Origin of the sequence: Actinomadura geliboluensis (assembly GCF_005889745.1) — a bacterium.
In the GTDB taxonomy this organism is placed as follows: Bacteria; Actinomycetota; Actinomycetes; order Streptosporangiales; family Streptosporangiaceae; genus Spirillospora; species Spirillospora geliboluensis.
Genome location: NZ_VCKZ01000267.1, coordinates 1 through 13,425 on the forward strand (window position 1 = coordinate 1; position 13,425 = coordinate 13,425).

Consider the following 13,425-nt stretch of genomic DNA (forward strand, 5'->3'; position numbering starts at 1 on the left):
GGTTGCTCACGTGTTACTCACCCGTTCGCCGCTCGAGTACCCCCGAAGGGGCCTTTCCGCTCGACTTGCATGTGTTAAGCACGCCGCCAGCGTTCGTCCTGAGCCAGGATCAAACTCTCCATTAAGGTCCAACGACCACCAGCGGGGCGAACCGCCGGCAGCCAAACCTCGAAGAAAATCCCAGCAAAAGCACAACTCCAAAGGAGTTGCGCATTGCCTCAAAGAAATCCCCACCACCAATCCGAAGATCGATGGCCACGGGGCGACCCGGCCCCCTAAGGAGAACCGAGCCGATAAAGGCACTGGCTTTTAACACGCTGTTGAGTTCTCAAGAAACGGACACCCACCGCGCCGAACCCCGCTCTCGCGGACCCCGGCTCCGGGGCAACCCTTCTAGCCTACCCGATCCGTCCCGTTCGTCCAACTTCGGGGCGGATCGTCCTCGTACGTCCCAATCGACGGAGACGTGTCTCCACCGTGTCGGTCTGCAGAGGATCCCCTTCGGGGCCGGCCGCCTGTCCGGCGTCCCGCTCCCCCTTGGGGCGAGTAGAACATTAGATCCACCCGCCAGGAGCGTCAAATCGACCTCCAGGGCCGTGTAACCCCAGGTCAGATGTAGTTTTCCGGCCTCGGTTGATGCCCCGTACGGCCGCTCGTAACCGCACTGTGACGTGTATCTACCGAAGTTTGGCCCGTTCATGGCGAACGCCCGCCCGGTCAGGACCGGACGGGCGTTCGCGGGACGGTTCCCGACGGCTCAGGCCGTCGTCACCTCCACGCCTCCCACGTTCCGCTTGCCGCGCCGCAGGACGAGGAACCGGCCGTGGAGGAGGTCGGACGGCGCCGGCACGGCGTCCTCCGACTCGACCTTGGCGTTGTTGAGGTACGCGCCGCCCTGGGCGATCGCGCGGCGCGCCTCGGACTTGCTCTTGCACAGGCCGGACTCCGCGAGGAGGTCCACCACGCTCGGCAGGTCACCGGACGGCACCTCGGCCCGCGGCACCTCCGCGAGCGCGGCCTTCAGCGTCCGCTCGTCCAGCTCCTCCAGGGAGCCCTGGCCGAACAGGGCGCGGGAGGCGGCGATGACGCGGGCGGTCTCGTCCGCGCCGTGGACGAGCGTGGTCATCTCCTCGGCGAGCGCCCGCTGCGGGGCGCGGGCGGCGGGGCGGTCGGCGCCCTGCTTCACCAACTCCTCGATCTCCTCCCGGGGACGGAAGCTGAAGAACTTCAGGAACTTCTCCACGTCCCGGTCGTCGGCGTTGATCCAGAACTGGTAGAACGCGTACGGCGAGGTCAGCTCGGCGTCGAGCCAGTAGGTCTCACCGCCGGCGGTCTTGCCGAACTTCGACCCGTCCGCCTTGGTGAGCAGCGGCGTGGTCAGCGCGTGCGCGCTGCCGCCCTCGACGCGGCGGATGAGGTCGACGCCCGCGGTCAGGTTGCCCCACTGGTCGCTGCCGCCCGTCTGCAGCCGGCAGCCGTGCCGCCGGTACAGCTCCAGGAAGTCCATCGACTGGAGCAGCACGTAGCTGAACTCGGTGTAGCTCATGCCGGTCGAGTCGAGGCGGGCCTTGACCGTCTCGCGGGCGAGCATCCGGTTCACCGGGAAGTGCTTGCCGATGTCGCGCAGGAACTCGATGGCCGACATCGGGCCCGTCCAGTCGAGGTTGCTGACCATGGTGGCGCCGGTCGGCCCCTCGTGGAAGTCGAGGAACTTCGACACCTGGCCGCGGACCCGCTCGACCCAGGCGGCGACGGTCTCCTCCGAGTTCAGCACGCGCTCGGCGCTCTTGCCGCTCGGGTCGCCGATCAGCCCGGTGGCGCCGCCGACGAGGCCGATGGGCCGGTGGCCGGCCTTCTGGAAGCGCCGCAGCGTGAGGATCTGGATCAGGTTGCCGAGGTGCAGCGACGGCGCCGTCGGGTCGAAGCCGCAATAGAGCGTGACCGGTCCCGCGGCGAGCAGCGCCCGCAGTTCGTCCAGGTCGGTGGACTGCGCGATCAGGCCGCGCCACGCGAGATCATCCAGGATGTCGGTCACGGTCTCCCTCGTCTCCGGCTTGCTTTCCGTACGCCCACCAGCCTGTACCGGCGGGCCTGTGTCACGCCAACGATATTCAACGGCCGGGGGCGGTGCGGTGCGCGGGAACGAAGAGGCCGGCGGGTCAGCCGTCGGCGGGGACCTTCCGGCGCTGCCGGGCGACGTGCGGGCGGTACGGGGACACCGACGGGTCGCCGTCGATCCAGAACCGCCACGGCACCTCCTTGGCGCCGTTAACACCGGTCCGAGGGCCGCTGCGGATCAGCGCGGGGTCCGCGGGCGAGCCCGCGAGGACGGTCATCTCCCCGCCGGGCGTGCACACGTCCAAGCCGTTCTGCTCGCGGGCGATGCCGAGGGCCTGGCAGAGCCGCGCCGGGCCGCGGGCCAGGTCCCGGACGGTGGAGCGCGGCCGGCGCGCCCGGGCGAGCTCCTCCCCCGCGATGATCTCGCCCGCGCGCAGCAGCACCGCCATGGACGTCCCGTCCGGCCCGCAGACCAGGTTCATGCAGAAGTGCATGCCGTAGGTGAAGTACACGTAGACGTGCCCGGGCGGCCCGAACATGACCTCGTTGCGCCGGGTCCGCCCCCGGTAGGCGTGGGACGCGGGGTCGAGCGGCCCCGCGTACGCCTCCACCTCGGTGAGCCGGGCGGCCACCTCCCCCTCGGGGGTGCGGTGGGCGATCACGTGGCCGAGCAGCGACGGCGCGACCTCCTCTACCGGGCGATCGAAGAAATCCCGTGGCAGCAGCGCTCCGTCCATCGCCTCACCGTGGTCTAGGGGGTCGGTTCTCCGCCGATCAGCCTATGCCGCGCCCCGCACCGCCCCGGACGCGCCGTCAGTCCTCGGCGTCGGACGCCCACGCGGCGTGCCCGTTGACCAGCGCGCGGAGCGCGTCGATCTGCTCGCGGACGCGGTCAGGCGCCGTCCCGCCGTACGCCTTGCGGGACGCCAGGGCGCCCTGGACGTTCAGCACCTCGCGGACGTCGGGCGTCAGGTGCGGCGACACCTTGGCGAGCTCCTCGTCGGTGAGGTCGTCGAAGTCCTTGTCGTTGACCTGGCACCAGACGACGAGGTGGCCGACGACCTCGTGCGCGTCGCGGAACGCGGTGCCGCGCCGGACGAGCAGCTCGGCGAGGTCGGTGGCGAGGGCGAAGCCGTCCGGGGCGAGGGCCTCCAGGCGCTCGGTGTTGACCCGCATCGTGGCGATGAGCCCGGACATGGCGGGCAGGACGAGCAGCAGCGTCTCGACGGCGTCGAACGCGCCCTCCTTGTCCTCCTGGAGGTCGCGGTTGTAGGTGAGGGGCAGGCCCTTGAGGGTGGTGAGCAGGCCGACGAGGTGGCCGATGAGCCGGCCGGCCTTGCCGCGCGCCAGCTCGGCGACGTCGGGGTTCTTCTTCTGCGGCATGATCGACGACCCGGTGGCGTAGGTGTCGTCCATCTCGATCCAGCGGAACTCCTGCGACGCCCAGAGGCAGATCTCCTCGCCGAGGCGCGACAGGTGCACGCCGATCAGCGCGGCGGCGAACAGGAACTCGGCGACGAAGTCGCGGTCGGCGACGGCGTCCATGGAGTTCGGCGCGGCGGCGTCGAAGCCGAGTTCGGCGGCGGTGGCCTGCGGGTCCAGCGGCAGCGACGAGCCGGCGAGCGCGCCGGAGCCGAGCGGGGACACCGCGGCGCGCCCGTCCCAGTCGCGGAGCCGGTCGATGTCGCGGGTGAGCGGCTGGACGTGCGCGAGGAGCTGGTGGGAGAACAGCACGGGCTGGGCGTGCTGCAGGTGCGTCATGCCGGGCGCGGCGACGCCGAGGTTGTGCTCGGCCTGCGCGATCAGCGCGGTCTCCAGCTCGACCAGCCGGGAGACGATCTGGCGGGCGTGGTCGCGCAGGTAGAGGCGCAGGTCGGTGGCGACCTGGTCGTTGCGGCTGCGGCCCGCGCGGAGCTTGCCGCCGAGGGCGCCGAGGCGCTCCAGCAGGCCGCGCTCCAGGGCGGTGTGGACGTCCTCGTCGGCGACCGTGGGCCGGAACTCGCCGGACCGGCACGCCTCTTCGAGGTCGTCTAGGGCACCGATCATGCGTTCCAGCTCGTCGTCGGTGAGCAGCCCGGCCCGGTTGAGGACGCGGGCGTGCGCGCGCGAGCCCATCAGGTCGTAGGGGGCGAGCCGCCAGTCGAACTGGACGCTCACCGAGAGCCGCGCGAGCGCGTCCGACGGGCCGCCTTCGAACCGGCCGCCCCACAGCCGCGTCGGTGCCTTCGTCACGAAATTTCCTCTTCTTCCCACCGCTGATCGTTTGTCTTGTGCGCGCCGCTCCCCGGCGCGCGGGGACGCCCGTCCAGAGCGTCCCCGCGCGTGGTGGCACGTCCGCCACAGGGTACGGCGAAACCACCGTCGCCGGTGGCCCGTCCTCCGGCCCCCCGCCCGCCGCCGGTCGAGCGGCGGGGTTCGCTCGGAGGACGACCGCCCCCGGCGCGTCCGGTCAGACGTCCAGGTCGCGGTCGCGCTTGGCGGCGATCTTGCTGGGCAGGCTCCACAGCTCGACGAAGCCCTTGGCGAGGCTCTGGTCGAAGGCGTCGCCGGTGTCGTAGGTGGCGAGGTCGTAGCTGTAGAGCGACGCGGCGCTGCGCCGGCCGGTGACGACGGCGCGCCCGCCGTGCAGGGTCATCCGGACCTCGCCGGACACGTGCCGCTGCGCGTCGGCGATGAAGGCGTCCAGGGACTCCTTCAGCGGCGAGAACCACAGGCCGTCGTAGACCAGCTCGCCCCAGCGCTGGTCGACGGACCGCTTGAAGCGGGCGAGGTCGCGCTCGACGGTGACGTTCTCCAGCTCCATGTGCGCGGCCATCAGCGCGATCGCGGCCGGGGCCTCGTAGACCTCGCGGCTCTTGATGCCGACGAGCCGGTCCTCGACCATGTCGATGCGGCCGACGCCCTGCGCGCCCGCGCGCCGGTTCAGCTCGGCGACGACCTGGTACGGGGTGAGCGGGCGTCCGTCCAGCGCGACCGGCACGCCGGCGGCGAACGTGATGACGACCTCGTCGGCCTCGCGCGGCTCGGCCGGGTCGGCGGTGTACTCGTAGACGTCCTCGATGGGCCCGTTCCAGATGTCCTCCAGGAAGCCGGTCTCGACGGCGCGGCCCCACAGGTTCTGGTCGATGGAGTACGGCGACTTGGCCGACACGTCGATCGGGAGTCCCTTGTCCTCGGCGAACGCGATGGCCTTGTCCCGCGTCCAGGCGAAGTCGCGGGCGGGCGCGATGACCTTCAGCTCGGGCGCGAGGGCGGACAGCCCGGCCTCGAACCGCACCTGGTCGTTGCCCTTGCCGGTGCAGCCGTGCGAGACGGTGGTGCCGCCGAACTCCTTCGCGGCCGCCACCAGGTGCTTGACGATCAGCGGCCGGGACAGCGCCGACACCAGCGGGTAGCGGTCCATGTAGAGGGCGTTGGCCTGCATCGCGGGGACGCAGAAGTCCGCGGCGAACTCCTCCCTGGCGTCCACGACGACGGCCTCGGCGGCGCCGCAGGCGAGGGCCCGCTTGCGGATGGTGTCGAGGTCCTCGCCGCCCTGGCCGACGTCGACGGCGACGGCGATGACCTCGCCGCCGGTCTGCTCGGCGAGGTACGGGATGGCGACGGAGGTGTCCAGGCCCCCGGAGTATGCGAGTACGACGCGCTCGCTCATGTCACTGTCTCCTGTGCGAAGTGTTCGGATTCGAAAGGCTGGGATGCGGGGCCGCGCGCGGCCCCTAGCTTCGTCGTTCGCGCCCGCCGGTCAGCCTGAGGAGCGCCTGCGCGACGTCCTCCCCGCCGGTCGGGTCGCGGGCGATGACGAGGATCGAGTCGTCGCCCGCGACGGTCCCGAGGATCGTCGGCCATTCGGCGTGGTCGATCGCCGAGGCCAGGTACTGCGCGGCCCCGGGCGGGGTCCGCACCATGACCAGGTTGGCCGACGCCTCGGCCGAGACGAGCAGCTCCGCGGCGAGCCGGGAGAGCCGTCCGGTGAAGGTCTCGGCGGCCCCGGTGCGGGCCCGCCGGATCCGCTCGCCGCCCTCTCCGGGGACGGCGTAGATCAGGCTGCCGTCGTCGGCGCGCAGCTTCACCGCGCCGATCTCGACCAGGTCGCGCGACAGCGTGGCCTGGGTGACCTCGACGCCCTCGTCGCCGAGGAGCTTGGCGAGCTCCCCCTGCGAGTGGACGGGGTGCCGGGTCAGCAGCTCGATCACCCGGGCGTGCCGGGCGGCCTTGGTCATGGGGGTGGTCACCGGGAGCGCTCCAGCAGCCAGACGAGCAGGGCCTTCTGGGCGTGCAGCCGGTTCTCCGCCTCGTCCCAGATGCGGCTCTGGGGGCCGTCGAGGACGGACGCGGCGATCTCCTTCCCGCGGTAGGCGGGCAGGCAGTGCAGGACGACCGCGGCCGGGTCGGCGAGGGCGAGCAGCTCCTCGGTGACGGCGTACGGCTCGTAGAGCGCGGTGTCCTTGCCGGCCTGGCCCATCGAGACCCAGGTGTCGGTGGCGAGGACGTCGGCCCCTGCGGCGGCCTGCGCGGCGTCGTCGGTGACGGTCACGGACCCGCCGGTGGCGGCGGCGATCTCGGTGGCGCGGGCGACGACGGCGGGGTCCGGTGGCAGCGACGCGGGCGCGCCGACGCGGACGTGCATCCCGGCGGTGGCGCAGCCGAGCAGGTAGGAGTGCGCCATGTTGTTGGCGCCGTCGCCGAAGTAGGCGAGGACGGCGCCGGCGAGGTCGCCCTTGGCCTCCCGGACGGTCTGCAGGTCGGCGAGGATCTGGCAGGGGTGGAACTCGTCGGTGAGGGCGTTGACGACCGGGACGGTGGTGCCGGCGGCCATCTCGTCGATGCGCTCCTGCCCGCCCGTCCGCCACACGATGGCGCTGACCTGCCGCTCCAGGACGCGGGCGGTGTCGGCGATCGTCTCGCCGCGGCCGAGCTGGCTCGTTCCGGCGTCCATGACGAGGGGGTTGCCGCCCAGCTCGGCGATGCCGACGGTGAACGACAGCCGGGTCCGGGTGGAGGGCTTGTCGAACAGGACGGCGACCGACTGCGGGCCCTCCAGCGGCCGGTGGGCGAACCGGTCCTTCTTCACCTTCGCGGCGAGGTCGAGGACCTCGGCCTGCTCGGCGGGGGTCAGGTCGTCGTCGCGGAGGAAGTGCCTGGTCATGCTCATCCCTCCCGGCTCTGGGAGACGGCGTCGAGGATCGCGGGGAACGCGTCGGTGAACGACCGCGCCTGCGCGGCGGTGAGGACGAGCGGCGGCGCGATCCGCAGCGCGTCCGGCTGCACCGCGTTGACCAGGAAGCCGGCGTCGCGGGCGGCGGCCTCCACGGCGGGCGCGTGCGGCCCGGTGAGGACGGCGGCGCGCCACAGCCCGCGGCCCCGCACGCCCGCGAGCAGCGGGTGCCGGATGGCGCCGAGCCCGGCGGCGAGGACGTCCCCGACGGCGACGGCGTTGGCGAGCAGGCCGTCCTTCTCGATGGTGCCGAGGACGGCGAGGGCCGCGGCGGCGGCGACCGGGTTCCCGCCGAAGGTGCTGCCGTGGTCGCCCTTGGCGAACAGGTCGCCGTGCGGGCCGAACGCGACGCACGCCCCGATGGGCAGGCCCCCGCCGAGCCCCTTGGCGAGGGTGAGGACGTCGGGCCTGGCGCCCTCGTGCTCGAACGCGAACCAGGTGCCGGTGCGGCCGATCGCCGACTGGATCTCGTCGCCGACGAGCAGCGCGCCGGCGGCGTCGCAGATCTGGCGGGCGGCCGTGAGGTAGCCCTCCGGCGGCGGGACGACCCCGCCCTCGCCCTGCGCGGGCTCCAGGAACACGGCGGCGCAGTCCGCGCCGACGGCGGCCTTCAGCGCGTCCGCGTCACCGTAGGGGACGAACCGGACGTCGAGGGCGAACGGCCCGAACGGCTCCCGGATCGACGCCTTGCCCGTCAGCGACAGCGCGCCCATGGTCCGGCCGTGGAACCCGTTCTCCGTCGCGACGAAGTACGACCGGCCGTTCGCCCTGCCGTACTTGATCGCGAGCTTCAGCGCGCACTCGTTGGCCTCGGTGCCGCTGTTGGCGAGGAACACCCTCCCGTCGCCGCCGAGCAGGCCGCGCAGCCGCTCGGCGAGCAGCACCTCCGGCTCGTTCAGGAAGAGGTTGGACGTGTGCGCGAGCGTCGCGACCTGCGACGACACGGCCTCGACGAGGGCCGGGTGCCCGTGGCCGAGCGAGGTGACCGCGATCCCGGCGATCAGGTCGAGGTACTCGCGGCCGGCGGTGTCCCAGACCCGGCAGCCCTCGCCGCGCGCCAGCGCCACCGGAGGCACGCCGTAGTTCGGCATGAACGCGGTCTCGAACCGCTCGCCGAGGCCGCTCACGGCGCCACCTCCGGCAGGGCGCCCGGGAGGCTGGGCAGCACCATCGTTCCGATCCCTTCGTCGGTGAAGATCTCCAGCAGCAGCGAGTGCGGGACGCGGCCGTCCAGCACGTGGGCCTGCGGGACGCCGCCGCGGACGGCGGTCAGGCAGGCCTCCATCTTCGGGACCATCCCGGCCGACAGGCCCGGCAGCAGCGCGGCCAGCTCGTCGGTGGTGAGGCTGTCGATCACGTCGTCGCTGTCGGGCCAGTCGGCGTACAGGCCGTCGACGTCGGTGAGGACGACCAGCTTCGCCGCGTCCAGCGCGACGGCCAGCGCCGCGGCGGCGGTGTCGGCGTTGACGTTGTAGACCTCGCCGTCGTCGCCGCGCGCGATGCTGGACACGACCGGGACGCGGCCGTCGTCCAGCAGCGCCCGGACGGCGCCGACCTGCACCTCGACGATCTCGCCGACCTGGCCGATGTCGACGCGCTCGCCGTCGACGACCGCGTGCTTGCGCTCGGCGGTGAGCAGGTTCGCGTCCTCGCCGGACATGCCGAGCGCGAACGGGCCGTGCCGGTTGATGAGCCCGACCACGTCGCGCTGCACCTGCCCGGTCAGCACCATCCGGACGACCTCCATGGCCTCCGGCGTGGTGACCCGGAGCCCGGCGGTGAACGTCGAGTCGATGCCGTTGCGGGCGAGCGCCGCGTTGATCTGCGGGCCGCCGCCGTGCACGATCACCGGCTTCAGCCCGGCGTAGCGCAGGAACACGATGTCCTCGGCGAACGAGTGCCGCAGTTCCTCGTCGGTCATCGCGTGCCCGCCGTACTTGATCACGACGGTCTTGCCGTGGAACCGCTCCAGCCACGGCAGCGCCTTGATCAGCGTCTCCGCCTTCGACAGCACGCCGGCCCGGTTGCCGCGGATCTCCGCGCCGCTGGTCACCGCGCTCATGTCGAGTACGCCGAGTTCTCGTGGACGTAGTCGGCCGTGAGGTCGGTCGTCCAGACGGTGGCGCTGTGCGGGCCCGCCGCGAGGTCGACGGTGATCGTCACGTCGCGGGGCCGCAGGTCGACCTTGTCGCGGTCGTCGCCGGACGCGCCGTTGCGGCACACCCACACCCCGTTGATCGCGACGTTGAGGTGGTCGGGCTCGAACACCGCGTCGGTGGTGCCGACCGCCGACAGCACCCGGCCCCAGTTCGGGTCCTCGCCGTGGATCGCGCACTTGAGCAGGTTGTTGCGGGCGATGGAGCGCCCGACGGTGACCGCGTCGTCCTCGGAGGCGGCGCCGACGACCTCGATCGCGATGGCCTTGGACGCGCCCTCGGCGTCCACCAGCAGCTGCCGGGTCAGGTCGGCGCACACCTCGGTGAGCAGCGCGGTGAACTCCTCCTCGTCCGGGACGGTCTCGGCGGCGCCGGAGGCCAGCAGCAGGACGGTGTCGTTGGTGGACATACAGCCGTCGGAGTCGAGCCGGTCGAGGGTGGCGCCGGTCGCCGCGCGCAGCGCCCGGTCGAGCGTCGCGGCGGGCAGGTCGGCGTCGGTGGTGATGACGCAGAGCATGGTGGCCAGGGACGGCGCGAGCATGCCGGCGCCCTTGGCCATCGCGCCGATCATGTAGCCGCCGGCGCCCTGCCGGAAGGAGATCTTGGCGACGGTGTCGGTGGTGCGGATCGCGTCGGCGGCGGCGAGCCCGCCGTCGCCGCGCGACAGCTCGGCGGCGGCCTTGTCGACGCCGGGCAGCAGCAGGTCCATGGGGAGCCGCTCGCCGATCAGCCCGGTGGAGCAGACCGCGATCTCGCCGGCGGAGTCCTCCAGCAGTTCGGCCGCCTTCTCGGCGGTGGCGTGGGTGTCCTGGAAGCCGGGGGCGCCGGTGCAGGCGTTGGCGCCGCCCGCGTTGAGCACGACCGCGCGGACGCGGCCGCCCGTGAGGACCTGCTCCGACCACAGCACGGGCGCGGCCTTCACGCGGTTGCGGGTGAACACGCCGGCCGCCGCGCGGGACGGTCCGTCGTTGACGACGAGTGCCAGGTCGCGGTTGCCGCTGGGCTTGAGTCCGGCGACGACGCCTGCGGCGCGGAAACCCCGGGGGGCGGTGACGCTCAAGGGGACACTCCGATCGTGGTCAGCCCGAGTTCTTCCGGGAGGCCGAGGGCGATGTTGGCGCTCTGGACGGCGCCGCCCGCGGTGCCCTTGGCGAGGTTGTCGACGGCGGCGACCACGATGATGCGGCCGGCCGCCTCGTCCAGGGCCGTCTGGAGGAGGACGGTGTTCGCGCCGAGCGTCATGGACGTGGCGGGCCACCGGCCCTCGGGGAGCAGGCCGGCGAACGGCTCGCCGGCGTAGGCCGCGGTGTAGGCGGCGCGCAGCGCCGCGGCGGTCGTACCGGGGCGGGCCTTGGCCGTGCAGGTGGCGAGGATGCCGCGGCTCATCGGCGCGAGCGTCGGGGTGAAGGAGACCGTGACCGGCTCCCCCGCGGCGGCGCTGAGGTTCTGCACCATCTCGGGCGTATGCCTATGCGTCCCGCCGACGCCGTAGGCGGACATCGAGCCCATCACCTCGCTGCCGAGCAGGTGCGGCTTGAGGGCCCGTCCCGCGCCGGAGGTGCCGGACGCGGCGACGACGACGGCGTCGGGTTCGGCGAGCCCGGCGGCGTACGCCGGGGCCAGCGCGAGCGACACCGCGGTCGGGTAGCAGCCGGGGACGGCGATCCGCTTGGCGCCGCGCAGCGCCTCCCGGTGGCCGGGCAGCTCGGGCAGCCCGTAGGGCCAGGTGCCGGCGTGGGGGGTGCCGTAGTACGCCTCCCAGGCGGCCGCGTCGGCGAGCCGGTGGTCGGCTCCGCAGTCGATGACCAGCACGTCTTCGCCGAGCTGCGCGGCGAGCGGGCCGGACTGGCCGTGCGGCAGCGCCAGGAACACCACGTCGTGGCCGGACAGGGTCTCGGGGGTGGTCTCGGCCAGGACGCGCCCGGCCAGGGATCGCAGGTGGGGCTGGTGCGCGCCCAGCTCGGTGCCCGCGTTGGAGCCCGCCGTCAGCGCGCCGATCTCGAACTCTGGATGTCCCGCCAGGATGCGCAGCAGCTCGCCGCCCGCGTAACCGCTGGCGCCGGCGACCGCCGTCCGGATTCCCATCTCCCTGCCCTCTCGAAGACAACAAGCAAGAGTATGCAGGACCCTGGATGCCTATTCAACGCCGGGGTCCGGTTTTCCCACCTGCTGAGATGAGCGCCACACGGCCCGGCCCGCATGCGTCAACACAGGTTGACATGGCCACGATGTCAACCTATGTTGACGACAGGGATCGGACGAACGGCGAGTATTTAGGGGGCTAAAGGTTTGCCATCTAAAGTTCAGGCCCCTAACATCAACCGCCATGGGGAACTTCGGGATCGACGACCTCAAGCTGTACGGCCCCATGGAGGAGTGGCCGGTCGGCCGGCTCTTCGCCGCGGCCTCGCGGCTGGCGGGCCCCGTCGTGTGGCGGATCGTCGAGAAGCACGGCATCAGCCCCGCCGGGTACTTCCTGCTGCGCCTGCTGATCGTCGAGGACGGCCTGCGCCCCGGCGAGGTCGCCAAGCGGCTGCACGTCACCCCCGCCACGGTCACCTCGGTGGTCGACACGCTGGAGCGCAACGGGCACGTCCGGCGCGAGCCCTCCTACCGCGACCGGCGCGGGGTCATGCTGCGCATCACCGACGCGGGCCGTGAGCTGCTCGCCGAGAAGTCCGAGTCCATCGGGCGGGACCTGGGCCGCCTCTACGACGTCGTCGGCGAGGACGACGTGGAGGCCGTCCGCCGGTTCCTGCTCCGGCTGATCGAACGGCTCGAGAACTACCCCGACGACGACAACGACCTCCACGACGACAACGACGACGAGGAAGCGGAGGGAGACGGCGCATGACCGAATCCCCGGAAGCGGCCGTCCGCACGGTCGGCCTGCGGAAGACCTATCCCGCGTCCGGGCCCCGCCCGGAGGTGCCCGCGGTGCGGGGCATCGACCTGGACGTCCCGCGCGGCGAGTTCTTCGGGCTGCTCGGCCCGAACGGCGCCGGCAAGTCCACCACCATCGGCATGCTCACCACGCTGGTCGTCCCGACGGGCGGCAGCGCTCAGGTGACCGGCCTGGACGTGGTGAAGGACGCCGTCGAGATCAAGCGGCGCATCGGCGTGGTGTCCCAGAACAACACGCTGGACAGCGACCTCACCGTCGCCGAGAACCTGGAGTTCCGCGGCCGCTACTTCGGCCTCGGCGCCCGCGACGCCCGCCGCCGCGCCGGCGAGCTGCTGGAGCTGTTCGGGCTCACCGAGCAGCGCGGCGGCAACCCGTTCGAGATCTCCGGTGGTCAGGCCAAGCGGGTGATGATCTGCCGGGCCCTCATGCACGGACCCGAGGTGCTGTTCCTGGACGAGCCGACCGCGGGCCTCGACCCGCAGACCCGCACCAACCTGTGGGAGGTGCTGCGCGGCCTCCAGGCGGGCGGGCAGACGATCGTCCTCACCACCCACTACATGGAGGAGGCCGAGGCGCTCTGCGACCGGGTCGCGGTCGTCGACCACGGCACGATCCTGGCCAGCGGCACCGTCGACCAGCTGAAGTCCAGTGCCGGCGCCGACACCGTCATCACCGTCAGCTACGACGCCCCGGCCCCGGAGGAGATCAGGAAGCTCTCCGACCGGGAGGGCATCAGCAAGGTCGAGGTCACCGACGGCCAAGTCCGGGTGTTCGCCGCGGCCCCCGACGGCATCCTCGGCGAGCTCGTCACGATCGGCTCCGCCGCCGGCGTCGGCGTCACCGACGCCACCCAGCTCCGGCCCAGCCTGGAGACCGTCTTCCTCACCCTCACCGGAAGGGACTACCGCGAATGACCGCCTCCACGGCCCCCGCCGTCCTCGCCCCGCCGCCGCCGGCGCGGGCGACGGTCCCGCGCACGTTCGCCGCGATGATGGCCCGCGAGGCGCGGGTCATGCGCAAGAACTTCCTGTCGACGTTCGTCCGGGTGCTGGTGCAGCCGGTGATGTTCGTGTTCGTGTTCGCCTACGTCC

The 13,425-nt window shown here is 72.4% G+C and carries 12 protein-coding genes, 1 rRNA gene and 1 pseudogene; 3 read left to right on the forward strand and 11 right to left on the reverse strand.

The window, feature by feature from the left end; translation table 11 throughout:
* The 11 genes from ETD96_RS29610 to argC form a co-directional block, all read right to left on the reverse strand.
* Positions 1 to 125 (reverse strand): 16S ribosomal RNA (locus ETD96_RS29610); the annotation flags it as partial.
* Between the two features lie 632 nt (positions 126 to 757).
* Positions 758 to 2,035: a tyrosine--tRNA ligase gene (tyrS, locus tag ETD96_RS29615; RefSeq protein ID WP_138639785.1), complete on the reverse strand. Its 1,278-nt coding sequence runs from the start codon at positions 2,033 to 2,035 to the stop codon at positions 758 to 760.
* A 124-nt stretch (positions 2,036 to 2,159) separates the two neighbouring features.
* Positions 2,160 to 2,795 carry a DNA-3-methyladenine glycosylase gene (locus ETD96_RS29620; protein WP_138639786.1) on the reverse strand — a complete coding sequence of 212 codons (636 nt, stop codon included), beginning with the start codon at positions 2,793 to 2,795 and terminating at the stop codon, positions 2,160 to 2,162.
* 76 nt (positions 2,796 to 2,871) lie between these two features.
* Positions 2,872 to 4,290 (reverse strand): argininosuccinate lyase, encoded by a 1,419-nt coding sequence (argH, locus tag ETD96_RS29625; protein WP_138639787.1) that lies wholly within the window; start codon positions 4,288 to 4,290, stop codon positions 2,872 to 2,874.
* Positions 4,291 to 4,507: 217 nt separating this feature from the next.
* Positions 4,508 to 5,710, reverse strand: a complete 1,203-nt coding sequence (locus tag ETD96_RS29630; protein WP_138639788.1) for an argininosuccinate synthase — start codon at positions 5,708 to 5,710, stop codon at positions 4,508 to 4,510.
* Between the two features lie 64 nt (positions 5,711 to 5,774).
* Positions 5,775 to 6,278: an arginine repressor gene (locus tag ETD96_RS29635; RefSeq protein WP_089327309.1), complete on the reverse strand. Its 504-nt coding sequence runs from the start codon at positions 6,276 to 6,278 to the stop codon at positions 5,775 to 5,777.
* Positions 6,279 to 6,286: 8 nt separating this feature from the next.
* The gene (argF, locus tag ETD96_RS29640) at positions 6,287 to 7,204 is read right to left on the reverse strand and encodes an ornithine carbamoyltransferase (protein ID WP_138639789.1); all 918 of its coding nucleotides are present in this window, start codon (positions 7,202 to 7,204) and stop codon (positions 6,287 to 6,289) included.
* A 2-nt stretch (positions 7,205 to 7,206) separates the two neighbouring features.
* On the reverse strand, positions 7,207 to 8,400 hold the full coding sequence (locus tag ETD96_RS29645; RefSeq protein WP_274704650.1) for an acetylornithine transaminase: 1,194 nt from the start codon (positions 8,398 to 8,400) through the stop codon (positions 7,207 to 7,209).
* Positions 8,397 to 9,335 (reverse strand): acetylglutamate kinase, encoded by a 939-nt coding sequence (gene argB, locus ETD96_RS29650; RefSeq protein ID WP_138639790.1) that lies wholly within the window; start codon positions 9,333 to 9,335, stop codon positions 8,397 to 8,399. Before argB ends, ETD96_RS29645 begins: the two co-directional genes overlap by 4 nt.
* Complete coding sequence (gene argJ, locus ETD96_RS29655) at positions 9,332 to 10,489, reverse strand: bifunctional glutamate N-acetyltransferase/amino-acid acetyltransferase ArgJ (RefSeq protein WP_138639791.1); 1,158 nt, start codon at positions 10,487 to 10,489, stop codon at positions 9,332 to 9,334. Before argJ ends, argB begins: the two co-directional genes overlap by 4 nt.
* The gene (gene argC, locus ETD96_RS29660; RefSeq protein WP_138639792.1) at positions 10,486 to 11,514 is read right to left on the reverse strand and encodes an N-acetyl-gamma-glutamyl-phosphate reductase; all 1,029 of its coding nucleotides are present in this window, start codon (positions 11,512 to 11,514) and stop codon (positions 10,486 to 10,488) included. Before argC ends, argJ begins: the two co-directional genes overlap by 4 nt.
* 241 nt (positions 11,515 to 11,755) lie before the next feature.
* On the opposite strand from argC, the gene ETD96_RS29665 reads away from it, so the two are divergent.
* From ETD96_RS29665 to ETD96_RS29675, 3 genes and pseudogenes are all read left to right on the forward strand, one after another.
* The gene (locus ETD96_RS29665) at positions 11,756 to 12,283 is read left to right on the forward strand and encodes a MarR family winged helix-turn-helix transcriptional regulator (RefSeq protein WP_138639793.1); all 528 of its coding nucleotides are present in this window, start codon (positions 11,756 to 11,758) and stop codon (positions 12,281 to 12,283) included.
* Positions 12,280 to 13,248, forward strand: a complete 969-nt coding sequence (locus tag ETD96_RS29670; protein ID WP_138639794.1) for an ABC transporter ATP-binding protein — start codon at positions 12,280 to 12,282, stop codon at positions 13,246 to 13,248. Before ETD96_RS29665 ends, ETD96_RS29670 begins: the two co-directional genes overlap by 4 nt.
* A pseudogene (locus tag ETD96_RS29675) lies at positions 13,245 to 13,425 on the forward strand (ABC transporter permease); the annotation flags it as partial. The gene ETD96_RS29670 and the pseudogene ETD96_RS29675, both read left to right, overlap by 4 nt.